Source organism: Roseicyclus sediminis (assembly GCF_025515305.1).
GTDB lineage: Bacteria > Pseudomonadota > Alphaproteobacteria > Rhodobacterales > Rhodobacteraceae > Roseibacterium > Roseibacterium sediminis.
On the sequence record NZ_JAOPHT010000004.1, the window covers coordinates 131,936 to 152,117 of the forward strand.

The window sequence follows — 20,182 nt, forward strand, 5'->3', positions numbered from 1 at the left end:
TCCTTATATCCCGCTGAATATGGCGGATTGGAAGAACGTATGTCTAAATTGGGGAGACTTGAACCGCCATCCGGACTTAAGGAACATGCAGCATTTTCCAGTCTTCATCGCCGTCGCAGGCCGCCGGATCGTGGTGTCGGGCGGCGGCGGCGCCGCGATCGCGAAGCTCCGGCTGCTGCTCAAGACCGAAGCGCGCCTGACCGTCCTTGCGGCCGATCCCGCCCCCGAGATCGAGCGCTGGGCGGCCGAGGGCCGTTTGACGTTGACGCGGCGCGCGCTTGAACCGGGCGACGTACTCTGCGCCGCGCTGTTCTATGCCGCGAACGAGGACGCAGCCGAGGATGCCCGCACCGCCGCGATCGCGCGCGCCGAAGGGGCCCTGGTCAATATCGTCGACAACCTCGAAGGCAGCGCCTTCATCACCCCGGCGATCGTCGACCGTGACCCGGTCGTCGTGGCCATCGGCACGGAGGGCGCGGCGCCGGTCCTCGCGCGGGCGATCAAGGCCGACCTCGAGGCGCGGCTGCCTGCCGCGCTCGGCCCGCTCGCACGCATCGGCAAGATGTTCCGGAAAAAGGCCGAGGACCTTCCAACGGGGCGCGCCCGGCGCGAGTTCTGGCGAGACTACTATTTCTCGGACGGCCCCCGCGCCCTTGCCGCCGGAGAGGGCGGACCCCACGCCGCGCTGCACGACCTTCTCGGACGGCACCTTGGCCGCAAGGCCCGTCCCGGCTACGTGTTCTTCGTCGGCGCTGGCCCCGGGGACCCCGAACTCCTCACGCTCAAGGCGCGCCGGGTGCTGGACGAAGCGGATGTGGTGATCCACGACCGCCTGATCGCGCCCGAGATCCTCGAACTGGCCCGGCGCGAAGCCATCGTGATCGATGCCGGCAAGGAGGGGTTCGGGGCCTCCATGCCGCAGCAGGACATCAACGCTCTGATCGTCGAACACGCGCGGGCGGGCGGGCAGGTCGTGCGCCTCAAGTCGGGCGACGCCACGGTCTTCGGACGCCTCGACGAGGAGATGGACGCCTGCGACGCGGCGGGCGTCGGTTTCCAGGTCCTGCCCGGCATCACCGCGGCCTCCGCCGCCGTCGCCGCACTCGGCCAGAGCCTGACGCGCAGGGGGCGCAATGCCTCGGTCCGGTTCCTGACCGGCCACGACATGAAGGGGTTCGCCGACCATGACTGGGCCGCGCTGGCCCGGCCGGGCGAGGTCGCCGCGATCTACATGGGACGCAAGGCCGCCCGCTTCATCCAGGGACGTCTTCTGATGCATGGCGCCGACCGCGGGACGCCGGTGAGCGTTGTCGAGAACGCCTCGCGCCCGGATCAGAGGATCCTCGCGACCGCGCTCGACCGTTTTCCCGCCGAGCTCGCCGATGCACGGATGAGCGGGCCGGTCCTCACCATCTACGGCCTCGCGCCGCGCACGGCACTGCGGGCGCTCGAGGCATTCCAGGACAACGCCGAAAAACAGGAGCTCGCCTGATGCCCCGCGAAGCCTTTTCCCAGGTCGTCACCGCGCAGGACCTTCTTGCCGGCGACGTGATCTACCTCGCCGCGGACGACACCTGGGTCCGCGACCTGTCGGAGGCCGAGATCCTCACCGACAAGGTGGTGGCCCAGGACCGCCTGATCTCGGCGGCCCGCCAGACCGGGCACGTGGTGGGCGCCTATCTGGCCGACGTGCACCCGGGACGGAACGGGCCCGAACCCGTCCATTTTCGCGAGGCCTTCCGGGCGACGGGACCTTCGAACCACGCCCACGGGAAACGCGCGGAGCGCCGGCATGTATAGGTATTCCGAATTCGACGAAGCCTTCCTGGCCGAGCGCAACGCCCAGTTCCGCGCGCAGGTCGAGCGCCGGCTGTCGGGCGCCCTGACCGAGGACGAGTTCAAGCCGCTGAGGCTGATGAACGGGCTTTACCTGCAGCTGCACGCCTACATGCTGCGCGTTGCGATCCCCTATGGCACGCTCGACGCCGCCCGGATGCGCCGCCTCGCCCTGATCGCCGAGCGCTGGGACAAGGGCTATGGCCATTTCACCACGCGCCAGAACATCCAGTTCAACTGGCCCCGCCTGCGCGACGTGCCCGACATGCTCGACGCGCTGGCCGAGGTCGGGCTGCACGCCATCCAGACCAGCGGGAACACGATCCGCAACGTGACTGCCGACCATTTCGCCGGCGCCGCGGCCGACGAGTTGTTCGACCCGCGGCCCCATGCCGAGCTGATCCGGCAATGGTCCACCGATCACCCCGAGTTCCAGTTTCTCGGCCGCAAGTTCAAGATCGCGGTCACCGGGGCCGTCGCCGACCGGGCCGTGACGCGTGCCCACGACATCGGGCTGCAGGCGGTGATGCGCGATGGCGCGCCGGGCTTCCGCGTGCTTGTCGGGGGCGGTCTCGGTCGGACGCCGATGATCGGGCAGGTGATCCGCGACTTCCTGCCCGATGCCGACCTGCTGCCCTATCTCGAGGCCGTCGTGGCGGTCTACAACCTGCTCGGGCGGCGCGACAACAAGTACAAGGCGCGCATCAAGATCACCGTACACGAGACCGGTATCGACAGGGTCCGCGCGCTGACCGAGGAGGAATTCGCGCGCCGCCGTCCGCACTTCGCGGGCGCCGATCAGGCCCTCCTGGCGGAGCTTCGCGCCGCTATCGCGCCGCCTGCGTTCCGCAAGGCCGACAGCGACGGGTTCCATGCCGCCCGTGACTCCGATCCGGTGTTCCGCAGCTGGACCGACACCAACCTCTACCCGCATCGCGCCGAGGGCTACGCCATCGTCTCGGTGTCGCTCAAGGCGCACGGGGCGACACCGGGCGATGCCACCTCCGACCAGATGCGGGCGCTTGCCGATCTCGCGGAGCGCTACGGCCATGACGAGTTGCGCATCAGCCACGAGCAGAACGTGATCCTGCCCCATGTCCACTTGGCCGACCTGCCGGCCGTTCATGAAGTGTTGCTGGCGCACGGTCTTGCGACCGCGAATATCGGCCTGATTTCGGACATCATCGCCTGCCCGGGGATGGATTACTGCGCGCTCGCCACCGCGCGGTCGATCCCCGTCGCCCGGGAGATCGCGACGCATTTCCATGCGCTGAAGCTGGAACACGACATCGGGCCGCTGAAGATCAAGATCTCCGGCTGCATCAATGCCTGCGGCCATCACCATGTGGGCCATATCGGCATTCTCGGCCTCGACCGGGCCGGGGTCGAGAACTACCAGATCACGCTGGGCGGCGACGGCACCGAGGATGCGGCGCTGGGCGAACGCGCAGGCCCCGGCTTCTCCGCCGACGAGATCGTCCCGGCCATCGAGCGGATCCTGCGCGCCTATCTCGATCTCCGGCGAGGGCCTTCGGAGACCTTCCTCGAAGCCTATCGCAGGCTGGGCCTCGCTCCGTTCCGGGCAGCGCTCTACCCGGCGCAGTCGGTCGCGGCGGAGTAGGGCGCATGGGGTACATGAACCCGGCCTCGCCCGCCCCGGGGGTGACGGATCTCGACGAACGGGTCGCCGCGCTCAACGCCCGCTACGTCGGCCAGCCGGCCACGGAGGTGCTTCGCGGCGCCCTGCGCGACACGGGCCGCGTTGCCCTTGTCTCCAGCTTCGGGGCGGAGTCGGTCGTGCTGCTGCATATGCTGGCGGTCTGCGATCCCGCGCGCCCGGTGATCTTCGTCGACACCGAGATGCTCTTTCCCGAAACGCTTGCCTATCAGCGCGAGGTGAGCGCGCGGCTCGGACTGGGAAACCTGCGCGTGGTGCGGAGCGAGGGCATCGCCGACGGCGATCCGGACGGGCTGCTGCACCGGCGCGATCCCGACGCGTGCTGCGCGCTGCGCAAGGCACGGCCACTGGACCGGGCGCTCGCCCCCTTCGATGCCTGGATCACCGGGCGCAAGCGGTTTCAGTCCGGCAGCCGCGCGAACCTGGAGCCATTCGAGGCCGAACCGGGCACGGGTCGGATCAAGGTGAACCCGCTTGCGCATTGGACGTCACGCGACGTGCAGGCCTACATGTCCGGGCACGACCTGCCGCGGCATCCGCTGGTGGCAAAGGGGTATCCGTCCATCGGTTGCGCCCCCTGCACTTCACCCGTCGCCGAGGGCGAGGCGCCGCGCGCCGGGCGCTGGCGCGACCGGGACAAGGAGGAATGCGGCATCCACTTCGTCAATGGCAAGGCCGTCCGGGCGGGAGCACCGTCATGAGTGTCATCGTCACCGATGGCGGGTTCGGCCCCGACCTTTCCGGCGGAGTGTTCGTCCCCTTCGAGCTTTCGAAGGCGGGCGACACTGCCTTGCATCTGTCCCCGGATACCGATCCGGCGCATTTGCCCGCGATAGCCGCGCGCGCCGAGGCCTTGCGGATCGGCTTTCCCTCCTTTGCGGACGGGCGTGGCTTCACGCTGGCGCGGCGATTGCGGCTGCTCGGCTTCGCGGGGCTGTTGCGCGCGCAGGGGCACGTTATCGCCGATCAGTACGCGATGGCGCGGCGCGCCGGCTTCGACGAGGTCGAGATCGGCGACGACCTGGCCCGCCGGCAGCCCGAGGAACACTGGCTCGCCCGCGCCGCCTGGCGGGCGCACGACTACCAGTCCCGTCTGCGCGCGCGCGCGCTCTAGGCCCGCGGCGTACCCTCGGAGATTTCGCGCTCTTCCGGGGCGTTGTCGTAGATGGACCATCCGTAGTCGCCACCGCTCTCGGGCAGATCGGTCTTGCGGAGGTTCTGCGCCATGTAGGTCTTGGCGATGAAGTTTGCCGTGATCGGCGCCGTCAGGAACAGGAAAAGCGTGATGAGAAGCTCATGCACGGAAATGTGCCCTGTCTCGGCGTAGAAGAAGATCATCGAAGCGATCAGGACGCCGCCAACGCCAAGCGTGGTGGCCTTGGTCGGTGCGTGCAGACGCTGAAGCGTGTTCTTCAGCTTGACCAGCCCGTAGGAGCCGACGAAGCCGAAGATGCCGCTGACGACGAGGGCGAAGGAGATGAGGATTTCTGAAAACATGCTCATGGTGTCAGCCTTATTCGATGATGTCGCCGCGCAGGAGAAAGCGGCAATAGGCGACCGTCGACACGAAGCCGACCATGGCGATCAGCATCGCGGCCTCGAAGTAGATCGCCGTGCCCCGCCAGACGCCGTAGAGCACCAGGAGCGCGATGACGTTGATTACCATGGTGTCGAGCGCAAGGATCCGGTCGGCGGCATCCGGACCGGCTGCGATGCGCCAGAGGTCCATGAGCAGGGCCACGCCGTAGCAACCGGCCGCGAAGAGAAGGGCGAGTTCGATCATGGGAAGATCTCCAGAAGGCGGCGTTCGTAGCGGGTCTTGATTTCGTCGCGGACGGCGTCGGGGTCGTCGGTGTGCAGGCAATGCACCAGGATGCACCTGCCATCGGCAGACAGCGTCGCCGAGACGGTGCCGGGCGTCATCGTGATCGTGCCCGCCAGGACCGTGATCGCCTCGGCCGAGGTCAGTTCCAGCGGGATGGGGATCCAGTGCGACCGGATATTGGGCTCGCGCCGGAACAGGATGATCATGGCCACCTGAACGTTCGCCACGACGATGTCCCACAGGACGATGACCATGTACTCGGCGATCTTCAGCGGTCGGGCGATCCTCGGGCGGTTCGGCCAGTAGGCGGCGGTCAGCATCGGGATGACGAGGCCGAAGGCCGTGCCGAGGATCAGGTTGCCGAGCGTGAAGGTGTTCACGAGCCCCAGCCAGACGAGGACGAGCGTCAGGCTCAGGAGCGGGTGGGGGATCAGGCGTGTCAGCATGGCTCAGTCCTCCTCGCCGGGGCCGAGGACGGCGGTGATGTAGCCCCCGCGATCGAACAGCTGCGCCGAGGTGTCGTCGAGATAGGCCGAGACGGGTCCGGCGAAGACCGACAGGACCGCAAGCGCCGCGATGGCGGCCATCGTCGGCGCGACCTCGGCCACGGTCGCGGGCACGGGCGCGGGCACGGGCGGCGGCGCGGCGAGGGCCGCGGGGGCTGTCTCTGCCCCGGGTCCGGCGATTGCCGTCGATTTCCAGAACAGCGCGCTGCCCGCCCGCGCGAAGCCGACGATGGTCAGGAGCGATCCCACCAGGATCGCCGACCAGGCCCAGCCGATCATCCCCGGCGCGCGCAGGGCGTCGAGCACCAGCAGCTTGCCGAGAAACCCGCTGAGCGGCGGCATGCCCGCCATGCCGATGGCGGCCGCGAAGAAGAGCGCCGCGAAAAGGCCATTCTGCACCGTCGCGGGGGCCGGGTTCAGCGTGTCGCCATTCCGACGCGTGACGACGAGATCGGCGACGAGAAACAGGCAGGCGGCCGCGAAGGTGGAGTGCACCATGTAGTAGAGCGCGGCAGAGGTCGCCGTCGGCGAGAAGGCCGCCACCGCCATGAGCAGGGTGCCCATCGATCCCACCACCGAGAACGCGATGAGGGGCATCAGGCGGCGCGCGCCCAGCACACCCAGCGCGCCGACGGCAATGGTCGCGATGGCCGCCGCGAACAGCCAGGTGCCGGCCATGCCCTCGGTGCCGGGCATCCCCGGCCCGAAGGCCGTCGTGTGGACCCGCAGGATCGCGTAGGCACCCACCTTGGTCATGATGGCGAAAAGCGCCGCGACAGGGGCGGGCGCATTCGCATAGGTCGCCGGCAGCCAGAATTGCACCGGGAAGAGCGCGGCCTTCACCGCGAAGACGATCATCAGCAGGATCGCCGCGACGCGGACCAGCGACGCCTCCTCGACAGGGATCTGGGGGATGCGCACGGCGAGGTCGGCGATGTTGAGGGTGCCCGTCGAGGCATAGAGCGTGCCGAGCGCGAACAGGAACAGCGTCGAGCCAGCGAGGTTCATGACGACGTATTGCAATCCCGCGCGGATACGCTCCCGGCCGCCGGAATGGATCATCAGACCATAGGAGGCGATCAGCAGGATCTCGAAGAAGACGAAGAGGTTGAAGATGTCGCCGGTCAGGAACGCGCCGCAGATGCCCATGAGCTGGAACTGGAAGAGCGCGTGGAAATGCCGCCCGCGCGCGTCCCAGCCCGTGGCGATGGCATGGATCAGCACGATGAGCGCGAGGCTCGACGTCAGAAGAACCATCAGCGCCGAGAGCCGGTCGAGCACCAGCACGATCCCGAAGGGCGCGGGCCAGTCGCCGAGGCGGTAGACATGCGTGGTCCCGTCGGCCGCAAGGCCCGTGAGCCCCAGCGCGATGGCCAGCAGCAGCGCCGTGCCCACGACGGACGCCGTCCGTGCCAGCACGATGTCGTGGCGCATCACGAAGCCGATCAGCGGCGCAAGCAGCGCCGGCAGGACGACGGGCAGGATGATCCAGTGCATCATGCTTGGGCATCCTTTCCGGCGTTTTCGTCCTCATCCTCCGGATCGATGTCGATACGGTCGCTGTCCGCCTCCAGGTACGCGCCGAGACCGACCATCACGAGGACGGCCGTCATGCCGAAGGAGATCACGATCGCCGTGAGGACCAGCGCCTGGGGCAGCGGGTCGGTGTAGCTCGCCTCGCCGTAGCGCGCGAGGATCGGGGACTGGTCGATCGCGAGGCCCCCGCTTGCGAACAGGAAGACGTTGACCGCGTAGGACAGCAGCGCGAGGCCGAGGATGACCGGGAAGGTCCTGAGCCGCAGGAGCAGGTAGACACCGCCCGCCGTCAGAACGCCGATCGTGCTTGCGACGATGATCTCCATGTCAGCGCTCCGCCTCGGCTTCGGCGATGCGTTGTTCGCCGGGGTCGTAATCCATGGGGTCCACGTTCACCGTTTCCCCGGCGAAGCGCGCGATGCGGCTCAGGCTGTAGAGCATCAGCATGACCGCGCCGAGCACCGTCAGGAACACGCCGAGGTCGAACAGCATCGCGGTCGCCAGCTCGAATTCCTCGATCGGCGGGAGGTGAACATAGGTGTAGGCGCTGGTGAGGAAGGGCATTCCGGCCAGCCAGGCGCCGGCCCCCGTCAGCCCAGCGATCACCACGCCGAGGCCGATCATGGTGTGATACTCGATCCGCTTGCGTTCCTGCGTCCAGGCGAAGCCCGAAGCCATGTACTGCATCAGCAGCGCGATGGCGATGACGAGGCCGGCGACGAAGCCGCCGCCCGGCTCGTTGTGGCCGCGCAGGAAGATATAGAGGCCGACGACGATCGCGATGGGCATCAGGACGCGCGTCACCACGACCATCATCAGCGGGTGGCGGTCGCGCGACCGATCCTGCGCATAGTCGGTGTTCTTCAGCCGCCGTGCCGCCGGGCCGTCGAGCAGGGCATGCATCAGCGCGTAGATCAAGAAGCCCGCGATCCCCAGCACGATGATCTCGCCGTAGGTGTCGTAGCCACGGAAGTCGACGAGGATCACGTTGACGACGTTGGTGCCGCCGCCGCCCTCGTAGCTGTTGGCGATGTGGTAGTCCGAGATCGTCTCGATGTCGCGCAGCATGAAGGCGTAGGCAAGCGCGCCGACGCCGCCGCCCGCGACAAGCGCGATGGCACCGTCGCGGAGCCGCAGGCCGAGCGGGCTTTCTGCCGGCGTCGTCTTGGGCAGGAAGTGCAGCGCGAGCAGCAGGAGCATGATCGTCACCGTCTCGACCGAGATCTGCGTCAGCGCCAGGTCGGGCGCCGAGAGATAGGCGAAGCCCGCCGAGATCGAGAGGCCGATGATGCCCAGAACCGTCAGCGCCTGGAAGCGCTGTCGATGGCGGGCCACCACTAGGAACGTCGCCACGATCAGCATGATCCAGCCCACCGCGATGACCGGCGGCACGGGCAGCAGCCCACGCGTGGGCGCCGACAGGCCGCCGCCGGAATGCGCGATCCAGCCGAGCGCGACGGCGGTCACGGTGAAGATGGCGAGATACCGGCTGATCGCCCCGTTGTGCGACCATTCCGTGATGCCCCGGCTCAGGGCGACGGAAGCCGACACAAGCCGGTCGAAGATCGCCTTGGCTTCGGGCCGGGGGGCCGCGATCCAGGCGCGGTCGAGCGGGCGGTGAAGTATCAGCAGGACTGCGCCGCCCAGAACCGCGATGCCCGACATCCAGAGCGCGGGCGTGACGCCGTGCCAGATCTTCAGGTGGGGGTGCAGATCGGCGCCCGTGACCGCGTTCGCGGCGGCCGTCACGACGCCTTCGGCGAGGAACGGCGCGACGCCGATGATGACGACGAGGACAGCCAGGAGCGCGGGCGCGGCCCACATGCCGAAGGGCGGGTCGTGGGGCTTGTGCGGGTAGTCGTCGCGCACCGGGCCGAGGAAGACATGCACCGCGAAGCGGAACGAATAGGCGACCGACAGAAGCGCGCCCAGCGTTGCCAGCACCGGCACCGCCCATTCGCTGCCCGCCCAATAGGTGTGCGAGGCCTCCTCCAGCATCATTTCTTTGGACAGGAACCCGTTGAAAAGCGGGATGCCCGCCATCGACAGGGCCGCGACCGTCCCGATCAGGAACGTGATCGGCATGAGGTGCCTGAGGCCGCCGAGCCTCTTGATGTCGCGGGTATGCGTCTCGTGGTCGATGATCCCCGCGGTCATGAAGAGCGCGGCCTTGAAGGTCAGGTGGTTGATGATGTGGAAGACGGCCGCGACCGCAGCGGCCTGCGTCCCGAAGCCGAGCAGCATCGTCAGAAGCCCGAGGTGGCTGACCGTGGAAAACGCCAGCAGCGCCTTCAGGTCATCCTTGAAGAGCGCGATGAGCGCGCCCAGCACCATCGTCACGAGGCCCGTGGTGGTGACGATGTAGAACCATGCGTCGGTCCCCGCGAGGACGGGCCACATCCGCGCCATCAGGAACACGCCCGCCTTCACCATCGTGGCCGAGTGCAGGTAGGCCGAGACAGGCGTGGGCGCGGCCATCGCGTGCGGCAGCCAGAAGTGGAACGGGAACTGCGCCGACTTGGTGAAGGCACCGAGCAGGATCAGGATCAGCGCGGGCATGTACCACTCGGAGGCGCGGATCTGGTCGCCCGCCTGCAGGATGTCGGTCAGGTTGTAGCTGCCGACGATGTTGCCGAGGATCAGCATGCCGCCGATCATGGCGAGGCCGCCAGCGCCGGTGACGGCCAGCGCCATGCGCGCGCCCTGGCGTCCCTCGGGCAGGTGCTTCCAGTATCCGATCAGCAGGAAGGAGCTGAGCGACGTGAGCTCCCAGAAGATCAGCAGAAGCAGGATGTTGTCGGACAGGACAATGCCCAGCATCGCGCCCTGGAACAGCAGGAGATAGGTGTAGAACTGCCCCATCGGGTCCTCGGCCGACAGGTAGAACCGCGCATAGAGCGTGATCAGGAGCCCGACGCCGAGGATCATCCCGGCGAACAGCAGGCCGAGGCCGTCGAGGAAGAACGAGGCCGACAACCCCAACTGCGGCAACCACTCGATTTCCGCCTGGATCACCTCGCCCCTCAGGACCGCGGGCGCGAGGATCAGCAGCATGATCAACGCCAGCGCCGTGGGCACGGCTGTCGAGAACGCGCAAACGGTCCGCCCGGCCCGGATCATGAGGCCCGGAAGCAGCGCCCCGACGAAGGGCAGCAGCGCGATCAGCAGAAGGAGGTGTCCCCCGTGGCTCATAGTCTGGCCTTATCGTGACTTGTTGTTCGCCCAATGCCTATCGGGGGCGCAAAGTCGATACAACGAAACGTTTTGCCGCGCGAAAGTCCGGTTGTCGCGGCCCGGCGCCGGCCAGGCCCCTGCCGCCTGGCCTTCCGGCCCTGGTCGGGCGCCGCAGACCTCGGCCGCTTCGAGGTCGAACCGGACCGCAAAAAAAACGACATCGCGTCGCAACTGGCAATGCAGGCCGCCCCCGGTTCTGGTTGGTGAACTCTGTCCCAGGCCGAGCAGCGCAGATGCACGAACGCCGAATTCCTGAATGGCTTCGCCATGCACCCGCGCCGGGCGTTCGCGGATTCGCGGTGCTGGCGGGAACGGAGGCCATCGCCCGGGGCATCCTGATCTCGGTCTTCCCGCTCGTCATGTACCGGGCGTTGCAGGATGCGGCGGTCGTCTCCGAGGTCTATTTCGGCGTCGGTGTCGCGTCGCTCGTCATCGGGTTGCTGGTGCCCTTCCTCGTGCGGTTCGTGCCCCGGCGATGGGTCTACGTGACCGGCAACATCATGTTCGTCGTGGGGGCGTTGCTGGCGACGGTGCCGACCCCTGCGGGTGCGATCGCAGGGCTGGCCCTCGTGACCTTCGCGGTGGTTACCACCTTCGTGTGTTTCAACGCCTATGTGCTCGACTACATCGCCAGGGTCGACCTCGGGCGGCTGGAGACCTCGCGCCTGTTCTACAGCGCGCTGGGCTGGACGGTCGGCCCGGCGCTCGGGGTGTTCCTCTACGGCTGGTGGCAGCCCGCGCCATTCCTGATCGCGGCGCTCGCGGCCTTGGCCATGCTCGTCATCTTCCTCGTCATGCGGCTGGGCAACGGCAAGCTCATCACGAAGAGCCGCGCAGCGCCGGCCAATCCCTTCGCCTACTTCCGCCGGTTCCTTGCGCAGCCGCGTCTCGTGGCCGGCTGGATCTTCGCCGTTCTGCGGTCATGCGGCTGGTGGGTCTACGTCGTCTACCTGCCGATCTTCTCGGTCCAGAACGGCCTGGGCGAGCACATGGGGGGCATCGCCCTGTCGATCTCGAATGCCACTCTCTTCGTGACGCCCCTGATGCTCAGGTACATGCAGCGCAGGTCCGTTCGGACGGCGGTGCGGACCGGGTTCGTCCTGTCGGGGATGCTGTTCCTTTTGGCCGGGCTTCAGCCGGGCATCCCGCAGATCGCCGTTCTTTGCCTCATGGCGGGGTCGTTCTTCCTGATCTTGCTGGATGTCTCGGCCGGGCTGCCGTTCCTGCTGGCGGTCAAACCCGCCGAGCGCACGGAAATGTCCGCGATCTATGCCAGCTATCGCGATGTCTCGGGCATCCTGACGCCCGGCGTGGCCTGGCTTGTGCTTCTCGTGGCGCCCGTGTCCGGGGTCTTTGTCGCGGGCGGAGTGGGATTGCTGTCGGCCTGGGTTCTCGCAGGCAAGCTGCATCCCAGGCTCGGGGCCGCACGCATCGCCATCCAGGGTTTCCCCGCGATCCCGGCCTCGTCCGAGACCGGGAAATTCCGGGAGGGCGAACTGGCCGCGGAACGTGCCGGTTCGGCCTGAGGCGATGGCATGGGGCGAAAGCCGCCGCGCCCTCCAGCGGGAATTACGATCTCGGCCGTCCCGGCCATTCCCCCGCAGTGACGCCGCGAAACGCTTGTCCTGAACCGCCCGCGTGCTTGGGCCGACCCTTCGTCGATCAGCGCATTTGCGGCGCCAGCCGGGATACCGGGCGGCGTGGGTATCGTCGGTGTTGCGGCAGGCTTCGCGGTCTGGCATAGCTGACATGTCTCTGGCACGGATGAACAAGGGCCGCGAAACCACCCGGGAACGGGAAGGGCGGCTGATCGTGCAAGGACGTCTTCGGTATTGCGAGCACTGGAACCGGGCGCCATCGGGCGGCCCGCGCCTTCTGTCGGCGGGGCGGCGCGCGGTCGGCGCCGGCTATCCGATCTTCCGGTTTCACGGGGCGGCGAGATGATGGACGAACTGGCGCAGACCATCCGCCTTCCCGGTGTCGGGGTTCCGGCAAGCCTCCTGTCGCGTCCCGATGTGTTCGGCGGCATCGGGCAGGGCGATCTGCGCTGCGGCACATTGGTGATCCGGGCCGGGCGGGTCGAGCGGCTCGACCCCGATCCCGACCTCGGGCGCCCCACGCGCATCGTGATCCCCCGGCTCGCCGAAGCTCATGTGCATCTGGACAAGTGTCACAGCGTGGAGCGCTGCACCGAGGTGGGCGGCGATCTCGCGGCCGGCATCGCGGCGCAGTTGCGGGACAAGGCCCTCTGGACCAGGGAGGATCTGCGGCAGCGCGCGGGGCGCGGGCTTGCCGAGCTCATCGCCTCGGGCTGCGGCGTGGTGCGCACGCATGTCGACTGGGCCACGGGACACGGCTATCCCGAACGTCCGCTTGCGTGGGACGTGCTGGGCGAGTTGGCGGAGCAGGTGGCCCCGCGCGGCGTTACGCTCCAGCGCGCCGCCCTGACGGGTATCGACGAGATGGCCGACCGCGCCCGCGCCGAAGCCGTGGCGCGGACGGTCGCCCAGACCGACGGCGTCCTGGGCAGTTTCCTGCTGCAGCATTCCGACCGACGCGAGGGGCTCCGCAACCTCTTCGCGCTGGCGGACCGATACGGGCTCGCGCTCGATTTCCATGTCGACGAGGGGCTGGACCCGGCGCTGGACGGGATCGAACTGATCGCGGACGTCGCCGCCGAAACCCGGTTCGAGGGGCCGGTCCTGTGCGGCCATGCCTGCAGCCTCGCCTCGCGCGAGGAGGCGGACGTGGCGCGCATCGGCGACAAGCTGGCGGCCGCCGGGATCGCGGTCGTGGCCTTGCCCGCGACCAACCTCTACCTGCAGGGGCGCCGCGACGGGACGCCGGACCGGCGCGGGATCACGCGGTTGCATGAACTGGCTGCGCGCGGTGTCGGGATCGTCATCGGAACCGACAATGTCCGCGACGCCTTCTGCCCGGTCGGACGGCACGATCCGCTCCACTCGCTTTCGCTCGCGGTTCTGGCGGCGCATCTCGATCCGCCGTTCGGGCGACACCTGCCCGCGATCACGACGACGGCGCGCCGGGCGATGGGGCTCGCGCCGCTGCACGTGGATGGCGCGGAGGTCGCCGATCTCCTCTGTTTCGAGGTGCCGAGCCTGTCCGGCCTCATCGCCGGCGCCGCGCCGCCGCTCTCCCTGGACCAGACCATCGGAGCGTCCCATGCCTGATACCGCCCCACGCACCGACGTCGACTGGTCCCGCATCGCCGACGCCCTCGCCCCCGTCGAGGTGATCGACGATCCCGTGACCGTGAAGAAGCGGAGCCGGGACTTCTTCTGGTATTCCCCGATCCTGAACGCGGAGTTGCGCCGGTCCTTCGGCGATCTCGTCGTGCGCCCGAAAACCCGGCAGGAATTGGCCCACGTTCTGGCCGTGGCCCATGCCCACGGCATCCCCGTCACGCTCCGGGGCGGCGGCACCGGCAATTACGGGCAGGCGGTGCCGCTGCAAGGCGGGCTGATCGTCGAGACCACCGCGATGAACCGCATCCTCGAGATCGGCGAGGGTTTCGTGCGGGTCGAGGCCGGCGCGCTGATGGCCGACATAAACGCCGCGCTCATCCCGAAGGGTTGGGAAATGGCCATGTTTCCCTCGACCCAGGATATCGCCACGATCGGGGGCTTCGTCGCGGGCGGTTCGGCCGGCATCGGGTCGGTCGCGAATGGCCCCCTGCGCGAGAAGGGCAACATCATCCGGCTCAAGGTCCTGTCGGTGGAGGCCGCGCCGGTCGAGCATGTCTTCGACGGGGAAGAGGCGCTGCGCGTTCACCACGCCTGGGGACTGAACGGAGCGATCACCGAGGTGACGCTGCGCACCGTGCCGACGCGGGACTGGGTCGGCTGCATCGCGGGTTTCGACAGCTACCGCGACGCCTACTCGGCCGGCTACGCCCTCGCCGCCGTCCCGGACGCCGAGATCGCGCGCAAGCTCTGCTCGGTCGTGGACGCGCGCATCGCCGACTTCTTTCCCCGTCTCGACGCCCATGTGCCCAAGGGCCGCAACCTGTTGGTAACACTCGTCCCGCGCGAGCATCTCGAGGCGCTGCGCGCACTGGTCGGCGGGCACGACGGTGTCCTGCACCTCGCCATGGACGAGGCGGAACGCCAGGCGGCGAAACTGCCCCACGTCTTCGAGTTCGCCTACAACCACACCACGCTGCAGGTGCTGAAGTCCGACCGTTCCGCCACCTATCAGCAGATCGGGGTGCCCGATCCCGCCGATGCGGACCGTGTCGCGCGGATGCGTGCCCGTCAGGGCGAGGATGTCTGGCCGCATCACGAGTTCACCCGGGGCGGCGGCACGATCTACTGCGCCGACCTGCCGATCGTCTGGTTTTCCACGCCCGAGCGCCTCGCCGAGATCAACGCGACCTACGAGGCCGACGGATTCACCGTCTACGATGCCCATGTCCACGTGATCGAGGGCAATCACATGCAACCGGACTACCGGCACCTCGCCTGGAAGAAGCGGCTCGATCCCAGGGGCCTTCTGAACCCCGGCAAGTCGCTGGAATGGGAGAAGGTGCGCCACCTCTCCGCCGACGAGATCGAACGGCTCGGCCCGTCCGGACCCAACGCCACTGAAACCTGAGGAGGCACGCGGCATGGCACATTTCGAACTGATCCCGCTCAACCCCGCCTTCGGCGTCGAGGTGAAGGGCCTCGACCTGATGACGGTGACCGCGGACAACCTTTTCCCTGAGATCCGCGCGCTGTTCGAGGAGCATTCCGCGCTGCTCTTCCGGGGGCAGGATCTGAGCCCCGAGAAGCATCTCGACCTGGCCGGTCTCTTCGGGCCGATCGAGGACCGCGAGGCGGACGAGCGCAAGCCGGGCGAAGTCTTCAGGATCCCGGAGGTATCCAACGTGCTGGAGGACGGCACCACGAGCGGCGAGATGGACCTCAAGACCCTGAACCTGAAAACGAATTTTCTCTGGCATTCCGACAGCACCTTCCTGCCGGTGCCTGCGCTGACCAACATCCTCGTGGCGCGGATCGTCACCACGTCGGGCGGTGCCACCGAACTCGCCTCGACCCGCGCCGCCTGGGCGGAGATGCCCGAAGCGCTCAGGGCGCGCATCGCGGGGCGTGGCATCTGGCACCGCTACAGCCACTCGCGCAAGAAGATCTCCGAGGAGCTTTCGCGCCTGCCGATGTTCAACAAGTGGCCCGATCAGCACTGGAGCGCGGTCTGGACCAATCCGGTGAACGGCCGCGAGGCGCTGTATCTCGCGAGCCACGCCTTCGCGGTTGACGGCTACGACGCAGCCGAGGGCGAGGCGCTCTTGGCGGAGCTGACCGATTTCTGCACCCAGGACCGATATGTCTACTCGCATCGCTGGGCGGTGGGCGACGTCCTGCTCTGGGATCAGCGGGCGGTGATGCATCGCGGCACGCCCTGGCCCTACGAGCAGCCGAGGAAGCTTGCCAGCATCTGTTCCAGCGCGCGCGAAAGCGACGGTCTGACCGGCCTGCGCGTCGCCGCCGAACCGGCCTGACGGGGACGCGGGGGATGGAGGTGATCCTGCTTCTTGTCGAGGCCGCCCTCGTCGCCGGTCTCGGAACCTGGATGGTGGTCGCGGTGGCGGACAACTGGCGTCACCCCCGCATGAACGAGGAGGCCGTGGCCATGGTCGTCCGCCTCGACCTCATGGCGCAGGAATACCCCGAGGACTACCGGCTCATCGCCCATCGGCGGATCGACGATCCGGTGAGCATCCGCCGCCTCTTCCACGCGATGCGCGCCGCCGAGACGCTTGCCGCGGTGGCGCTTTTCGCCGGCGCCATCCTGCTGGTGCTTGCCGCCGGTGGTGCGGTGCCGGCGCCGTTGGCCACGGGCACGGCGATCGTCGCCTCGGCCTTCTTCACCCTGATCTGGGGCGGCTTCATCATCGGGGGAAACTACTTCGCCTACTGGTATTGCCACCAATGGGCGCAGTCCAACCACTTCATGCTGATGTTCTGGGGCTTCTTCGTTCTGATCGTGCTGATGATCTGAAGCAGAGAAGCGGGGCCGCGCAATGGCGGCCCCTGGTCCGTGCGGGTCTCACGCCTCCCAGTAGAGGGCGCGCGGATCGATGACCTGCGACAGGTGGATCTCGCCGCCGCGAAGCCCCGTCTTCTGCGCGTTGAAGATCGACCGCCAGTAGGGCTGAATCGTGACGCCTTCTTCCTGCATGATCTGCTGCGCCCGGAACATGAGCGCGCGCCGTGCCTCCACGTCGGGCGTCGTCAGCGCCTCGGCGACAATGCCGTCCAGTTCCTCGTTGTGGACCCCGGTTTCGTTCCAGACCGCGCCCGAGACATAGGCGACGGCAAAGGTCTGCACCGCGAGCGGGCGGTGGTTCCAGATCGTGGTCGAGAAGGCATAGCCGTCCCAGTCGTTCCAGAAGGAAGAGGACGGGATGACCGTGCGCCGGACCGAGATACCGGCATCGCGCAACTGTGCCGCGCAGGCATCCGCGCTGTCCTTCATGAAGCCCGCATCGAGCGAGATCAGTTCATGTTCGTAATCGGCCATGCCCGCCTCGGCCAGAAGCGCCATGGCCGCCTCGGGATCGCGCCGGGGCATGGGCATGGGCGTGTACTCGGGATGGACCGGCGCGACGTGGTGGTTCTCGGCCATGATGCCCTGGCCCGCCGTGCCGAGATCGAGGATCACCTGGTTGTCGACGGCGAGCGCCAGCGCCCTGCGGACACGGGCATCCTCGTAGGGGCGGATGCCGTCCACCTCCGTCAGCTGGTTGGGACGGATGACGATGGTTCCCGAGGTGGCGATCTCTTCGACCCGCCAGTCCGGGAAGGCGCCGAAGACGTCCACGAAATCCCCTTCGAGCGCATAGATATGGTCGATCTCGTCGGCCTCGGCCGCCGCGACCCAGGTCACCGGATCCTCGCCGTAATCGGCGAAGACGATCCGGTCCAGCCAGGCGCCGTTGCCCTCGTTCCACCAGCTGTGGCCGGTGTTCTTTTCCAGCACGGCGCGCACACCGACTTCGTAGGCGGTGGGGATGTAGGGGCCGGTTCCGATGGGATCGTCGAGCATCGTGGAGGCTTCGAAACTCGGGTGCACGATCGCCGCCTGGTAGTCGGAAAGGTTGGCGATGAGCGCGATGTCGGGCTCGGACAGGGTCAGGACGACGGTCAGATCGTCCACCACCTCGATCGCGTCCTCCCGCGCCTGGCCATCGGCCATGAGTGCCGCCAGCCTCGGGGCGAGGGCGTTGCCCTCGATCGAGGTGTCGCAGAAGCGGCGCAGGTTGAAGGCCACGTCCCGGGCCGTGAACGCGTCGCCATTGTTCCAGGTCACGCCCGGACGGACGTGCAGGGTATACTGCGACGCGTCGTCGGCGACGTCCCAACCCTCCAGCAATTGCGGCGTGAAGGTGCCGTCCGAATTGTAGGTGACGAGATATTCTAGCCAGCCGCGCGCGAAGTTCGCGAGCATGTTGAAATCGAAGGTCACAGGATCCTTCATCGCCCTGAGGACGCCCTGCATCCGCGCGGTGCCGCCCATCCGCGGCGTTCCTTGCGCCAAGGCGGGGGCGGCCATGCCCAGCATCCCGTAGGCGGTTGCCGCCGAGGCCCCGTAGATGCTCGCCGTGGCGAGGAATTCGCGCCGCGTCATCGCGCAATCCGACGTTCGGGCGGCCCTGGCTGCGGCATGGAGATGATCCGGCAACTCGCCGGCGGAGCGATAGGTCATGGGCATGGTTGGCCCTCCCTGGCATGTGCGCCGTGTCGCGGCGCGATGTGTCAAAAGAAACTGCGCAACGCCCGGATCATCTCGATCGCGGGGTCCGCTTGGCCCTTTTGACTGTGCCAGAGTCAGGGAAAGGCTAGTCCAGTGCGGCCACGCCTGGCAACAGGAAGGGGGCCGGGCGGGGCGCAGGCCCCCCTGCCAGCCGCGAAATGACTATTCGTTGTGCGTTTTCCCGCCCCGCGAGACCGTTTCGATGAACCGGACCGCGTGGTCCGCGACCAATCCGGGCAGATCGCCCTCAAGGTCGTGGCCCATTCCCTCGATCTCGACCAGGCGGGCGCCGGGCACCCTTCGGGCGATGTCGCGGCCATGCTCGGGCGGCAGGAGGGTGTCCTCGGTCCCGTGAATGACGAGGAGCGGTGTCCTGATGGCATCGATCCGCGCAAGGTCGGGCTCGGAGGCCACCATGGCGCCGTATTGCCGCGACACGCCCTCGGGGCAGTAGCACCGGTCCCAGAGCCGCCCGATCAACGCCGCGCGCCCGGCCGTGTCGAAGGGCCAGCGGGGGCTTTGCCACAGCCTGCCGGTGGATAGCCCGTGGGCGACAACGTCCTCCCGCCGTCCGCTTGGTGCCGAGGACAGAAGGGCCGCCTGCACCTCGGGGCGCGCCTTCGGCAGGTAGGGCGCGCGGCTTGACGACATCACGGCGATGCCGCTCAGAAGACGTGCGGGATGCTCCAGCGCCATGATCTGCAGGATCGTGCCCCCCATCGACATGCCGAGCACATGCGCCCGCCCGATGCCGAGGGCATCCATCACGCCCACCGTGTCGGCCGCCATGTCCGTCAGGGTGTAGGCGGGAGCGCCTTCGAATTTCTGCGACAGGCCCGCGTCGCGGTTGTCGAAGGTGACGACCTGGAGCCCGGCGGCCAGAAGATCCCCGATCAGGCGGTCCGGCCACTGGATCAGCTGCGAACCGAGACCTCGGATCAGGACGATCGGCACGGCGTGCGGGTCGCCGTGACACTCCACCTCCAGCATGATCCCGTTGGCCTCGACCCGTGCCATGCAACCACTCCGCGCGAAGGCCGCTAGCGCCCGAAGGACCGTCCCAGAAGGACGCCGGCCGCAAGCGCCGCGCCGACGATGATCGCGCCCGGTTCCTCGGTGCGATCCTTCTCGTCCGAGGCGTCCGGCTGCCGCGACAGCAGTCCCAGCGCCTGCAGGCTGGAGAGCGCGTCGTCCTGCCTCCTGCGGGCCTTGCGCCGCAGAAGCGACCGGCCCACCAGCAACAGGACGGCGGCGACCGCCAGCGCAACCGCCGCCACGATCAGCGCGGCGAGCCACATGTCCAGCCGGGCCGACAGCCACAGGTACATCGCCACGAAGACAAACAAGATCGCCAGCCCGATCATGCCGAAGGCGGCAAGTTCGAGCATCGCCCCTGTCGTCCGCCGCCGGACATCGCCGAACTGCGACCGGACGAAGGCGCCGATGAGATCCTCCAGCATGCCGGACCTCAGCGACGCGACATGAGGCCGACGAAGAAGCCGACCCCCAGCGCGATGAGGGCGGACTGCACCGGCTTTTCCCTGATGTAGCCTTCGACCGAAGCCGTGGCCTGCCGGGCCTTGAGACGTCCCTCGTCGAGGGTGGCGCGCGAACGCTCGAGGAGTTCGGCAGCCTCGGCCAGCGCCGCGTCCCGCGCCTCGCCGGCCTTCGCCTCGCCAATCTCCCGCAGGAGGCCGGTCAGTTTCGTGATGTCGTCGCGGATGACCTGGAACTGGCGCTCGAGGTCTTCGCTGCCGGAGCCGTGAGAAGACGTGTCGGTCATGTCGGGGT

The 20,182-nt window shown here is 68.1% G+C and carries 20 protein-coding genes; 10 read left to right on the forward strand and 10 right to left on the reverse strand.

Annotated elements, in window-relative coordinates:
- Positions 1-85 precede the first annotated feature (85 nt).
- The 5 genes from cysG to N8I71_RS07675 are packed head-to-tail and all read left to right on the forward strand — an operon-like array spanning position 86 to position 4,628.
- On the forward strand, positions 86-1,492 hold the full coding sequence (gene cysG, locus N8I71_RS07655; protein WP_262877364.1) for a siroheme synthase CysG: 1,407 nt from the start codon (positions 86-88) through the stop codon (positions 1,490-1,492).
- A complete protein-coding gene (locus N8I71_RS07660; protein WP_262877365.1) occupies positions 1,492-1,800 on the forward strand; it encodes a DUF2849 domain-containing protein in 309 nt (102 codons plus the stop codon). Before cysG ends, N8I71_RS07660 begins: the two co-directional genes overlap by 1 nt.
- On the forward strand, positions 1,793-3,457 hold the full coding sequence (locus N8I71_RS07665) for a nitrite/sulfite reductase (protein WP_262877366.1): 1,665 nt from the start codon (positions 1,793-1,795) through the stop codon (positions 3,455-3,457). Before N8I71_RS07660 ends, N8I71_RS07665 begins: the two co-directional genes overlap by 8 nt.
- 5 nt (positions 3,458-3,462) lie before the next feature.
- The gene (locus N8I71_RS07670; RefSeq protein WP_406676082.1) at positions 3,463-4,215 is read left to right on the forward strand and encodes a phosphoadenylyl-sulfate reductase; all 753 of its coding nucleotides are present in this window, start codon (positions 3,463-3,465) and stop codon (positions 4,213-4,215) included.
- Positions 4,212-4,628 carry a DUF934 domain-containing protein gene (locus tag N8I71_RS07675; RefSeq protein WP_262877367.1) on the forward strand — a complete coding sequence of 139 codons (417 nt, stop codon included), beginning with the start codon at positions 4,212-4,214 and terminating at the stop codon, positions 4,626-4,628. Before N8I71_RS07670 ends, N8I71_RS07675 begins: the two co-directional genes overlap by 4 nt.
- Here the strand turns inward: N8I71_RS07675 and N8I71_RS07680 are convergent.
- The 6 genes from N8I71_RS07680 to N8I71_RS07705 are packed head-to-tail and all read right to left on the reverse strand — an operon-like array spanning position 4,625 to position 10,573.
- Complete coding sequence (locus tag N8I71_RS07680) at positions 4,625-5,017, reverse strand: Na+/H+ antiporter subunit G (RefSeq protein WP_262877368.1); 393 nt, start codon at positions 5,015-5,017, stop codon at positions 4,625-4,627. The genes N8I71_RS07675 and N8I71_RS07680 overlap by 4 nt on opposite strands.
- A gap of 10 nt (positions 5,018-5,027) precedes the next feature.
- A complete protein-coding gene (locus tag N8I71_RS07685; protein WP_262877369.1) occupies positions 5,028-5,297 on the reverse strand; it encodes a K+/H+ antiporter subunit F in 270 nt (89 codons plus the stop codon).
- On the reverse strand, positions 5,294-5,785 hold the full coding sequence (locus N8I71_RS07690; RefSeq protein WP_262877370.1) for a Na+/H+ antiporter subunit E: 492 nt from the start codon (positions 5,783-5,785) through the stop codon (positions 5,294-5,296). Before N8I71_RS07690 ends, N8I71_RS07685 begins: the two co-directional genes overlap by 4 nt.
- A 3-nt stretch (positions 5,786-5,788) precedes the next feature.
- Positions 5,789-7,345 (reverse strand): monovalent cation/H+ antiporter subunit D, encoded by a 1,557-nt coding sequence (locus tag N8I71_RS07695; RefSeq protein WP_262877371.1) that lies wholly within the window; start codon positions 7,343-7,345, stop codon positions 5,789-5,791.
- Positions 7,342-7,707: a Na+/H+ antiporter subunit C gene (locus N8I71_RS07700; RefSeq protein WP_262877372.1), complete on the reverse strand. Its 366-nt coding sequence runs from the start codon at positions 7,705-7,707 to the stop codon at positions 7,342-7,344. The genes N8I71_RS07695 and N8I71_RS07700 overlap by 4 nt, the downstream gene beginning before the upstream one ends.
- A gap of 1 nt (position 7,708) precedes the next feature.
- A complete protein-coding gene (locus N8I71_RS07705; protein WP_262877373.1) occupies positions 7,709-10,573 on the reverse strand; it encodes a monovalent cation/H+ antiporter subunit A in 2,865 nt (954 codons plus the stop codon).
- 275 nt (positions 10,574-10,848) lie between these two features.
- Here N8I71_RS07705 and N8I71_RS07710 point away from each other — a divergent pair, with 275 nt between their 5' ends.
- The 5 genes from N8I71_RS07710 (at position 10,849) to N8I71_RS07730 (ending at position 16,636) form a co-directional block, all read left to right on the forward strand.
- On the forward strand, positions 10,849-12,141 hold the full coding sequence (locus N8I71_RS07710) for an MFS transporter (RefSeq protein WP_262877374.1): 1,293 nt from the start codon (positions 10,849-10,851) through the stop codon (positions 12,139-12,141).
- A 414-nt stretch (positions 12,142-12,555) separates the two neighbouring features.
- Positions 12,556-13,806, forward strand: coding sequence for an amidohydrolase family protein (locus N8I71_RS07715; RefSeq protein ID WP_262877375.1), 1,251 nt, complete (start codon positions 12,556-12,558; stop codon positions 13,804-13,806).
- Positions 13,799-15,229, forward strand: coding sequence for an FAD-binding oxidoreductase (locus N8I71_RS07720; RefSeq protein ID WP_262877376.1), 1,431 nt, complete (start codon positions 13,799-13,801; stop codon positions 15,227-15,229). The genes N8I71_RS07715 and N8I71_RS07720 overlap by 8 nt, the downstream gene beginning before the upstream one ends.
- A 13-nt stretch (positions 15,230-15,242) precedes the next feature.
- A complete protein-coding gene (locus N8I71_RS07725; RefSeq protein ID WP_262877377.1) occupies positions 15,243-16,136 on the forward strand; it encodes a TauD/TfdA dioxygenase family protein in 894 nt (297 codons plus the stop codon).
- A gap of 20 nt (positions 16,137-16,156) precedes the next feature.
- Positions 16,157-16,636, forward strand: coding sequence for a DUF2165 domain-containing protein (locus N8I71_RS07730; RefSeq protein ID WP_262877378.1), 480 nt, complete (start codon positions 16,157-16,159; stop codon positions 16,634-16,636).
- 48 nt (positions 16,637-16,684) lie between these two features.
- On the opposite strand, the gene N8I71_RS07735 is transcribed toward N8I71_RS07730, so the two are convergent.
- The 4 genes from N8I71_RS07735 to N8I71_RS07750 form a co-directional block, all read right to left on the reverse strand.
- Positions 16,685-18,343 (reverse strand): ABC transporter substrate-binding protein, encoded by a 1,659-nt coding sequence (locus N8I71_RS07735; protein WP_406676088.1) that lies wholly within the window; start codon positions 18,341-18,343, stop codon positions 16,685-16,687.
- Between the two features lie 210 nt (positions 18,344-18,553).
- Positions 18,554-19,408 (reverse strand): alpha/beta fold hydrolase, encoded by an 855-nt coding sequence (locus tag N8I71_RS07740; protein ID WP_262877380.1) that lies wholly within the window; start codon positions 19,406-19,408, stop codon positions 18,554-18,556.
- Positions 19,409-19,431: 23 nt separating this feature from the next.
- Complete coding sequence (locus N8I71_RS07745) at positions 19,432-19,851, reverse strand: phage holin family protein (protein ID WP_262877381.1); 420 nt, start codon at positions 19,849-19,851, stop codon at positions 19,432-19,434.
- Positions 19,852-19,859: 8 nt separating this feature from the next.
- Complete coding sequence (locus N8I71_RS07750) at positions 19,860-20,174, reverse strand: DUF883 family protein (RefSeq protein ID WP_262877382.1); 315 nt, start codon at positions 20,172-20,174, stop codon at positions 19,860-19,862.
- Positions 20,175-20,182 lie beyond the last annotated feature (8 nt).

Coding starts and splice junctions, on each gene's coding strand:
- N8I71_RS07695 (WP_262877371.1), bottom strand. CDS start 7,345: ATGATGCACTGGATCATCCTGCCCGTCGTCCTGCCGGCGCTGCTTGCG.
- N8I71_RS07670 (WP_406676082.1), top strand. CDS start 3,463: ATGGGGTACATGAACCCGGCCTCGCCCGCCCCGGGGGTGACGGATCTC.
- N8I71_RS07715 (WP_262877375.1), top strand. CDS start 12,556: ATGATGGACGAACTGGCGCAGACCATCCGCCTTCCCGGTGTCGGGGTT.
- N8I71_RS07705 (WP_262877373.1), bottom strand. CDS start 10,573: ATGAGCCACGGGGGACACCTCCTTCTGCTGATCGCGCTGCTGCCCTTC.
- N8I71_RS07700 (WP_262877372.1), bottom strand. CDS start 7,707: ATGGAGATCATCGTCGCAAGCACGATCGGCGTTCTGACGGCGGGCGGT.
- N8I71_RS07710 (WP_262877374.1), top strand. CDS start 10,849: ATGCACGAACGCCGAATTCCTGAATGGCTTCGCCATGCACCCGCGCCG.
- N8I71_RS07750 (WP_262877382.1), bottom strand. CDS start 20,174: ATGACCGACACGTCTTCTCACGGCTCCGGCAGCGAAGACCTCGAGCGC.
- N8I71_RS07665 (WP_262877366.1), top strand. CDS start 1,793: ATGTATAGGTATTCCGAATTCGACGAAGCCTTCCTGGCCGAGCGCAAC.
- N8I71_RS07735 (WP_406676088.1), bottom strand. CDS start 18,343: ATGACCTATCGCTCCGCCGGCGAGTTGCCGGATCATCTCCATGCCGCA.
- cysG (WP_262877364.1), top strand. CDS start 86: ATGCAGCATTTTCCAGTCTTCATCGCCGTCGCAGGCCGCCGGATCGTG.
- N8I71_RS07680 (WP_262877368.1), bottom strand. CDS start 5,017: ATGAGCATGTTTTCAGAAATCCTCATCTCCTTCGCCCTCGTCGTCAGC.
- N8I71_RS07675 (WP_262877367.1), top strand. CDS start 4,212: ATGAGTGTCATCGTCACCGATGGCGGGTTCGGCCCCGACCTTTCCGGC.
- N8I71_RS07725 (WP_262877377.1), top strand. CDS start 15,243: ATGGCACATTTCGAACTGATCCCGCTCAACCCCGCCTTCGGCGTCGAG.
- N8I71_RS07720 (WP_262877376.1), top strand. CDS start 13,799: ATGCCTGATACCGCCCCACGCACCGACGTCGACTGGTCCCGCATCGCC.
- N8I71_RS07740 (WP_262877380.1), bottom strand. CDS start 19,408: ATGGCACGGGTCGAGGCCAACGGGATCATGCTGGAGGTGGAGTGTCAC.
- N8I71_RS07660 (WP_262877365.1), top strand. CDS start 1,492: ATGCCCCGCGAAGCCTTTTCCCAGGTCGTCACCGCGCAGGACCTTCTT.
- N8I71_RS07690 (WP_262877370.1), bottom strand. CDS start 5,785: ATGCTGACACGCCTGATCCCCCACCCGCTCCTGAGCCTGACGCTCGTC.
- N8I71_RS07685 (WP_262877369.1), bottom strand. CDS start 5,297: ATGATCGAACTCGCCCTTCTCTTCGCGGCCGGTTGCTACGGCGTGGCC.
- N8I71_RS07745 (WP_262877381.1), bottom strand. CDS start 19,851: ATGCTGGAGGATCTCATCGGCGCCTTCGTCCGGTCGCAGTTCGGCGAT.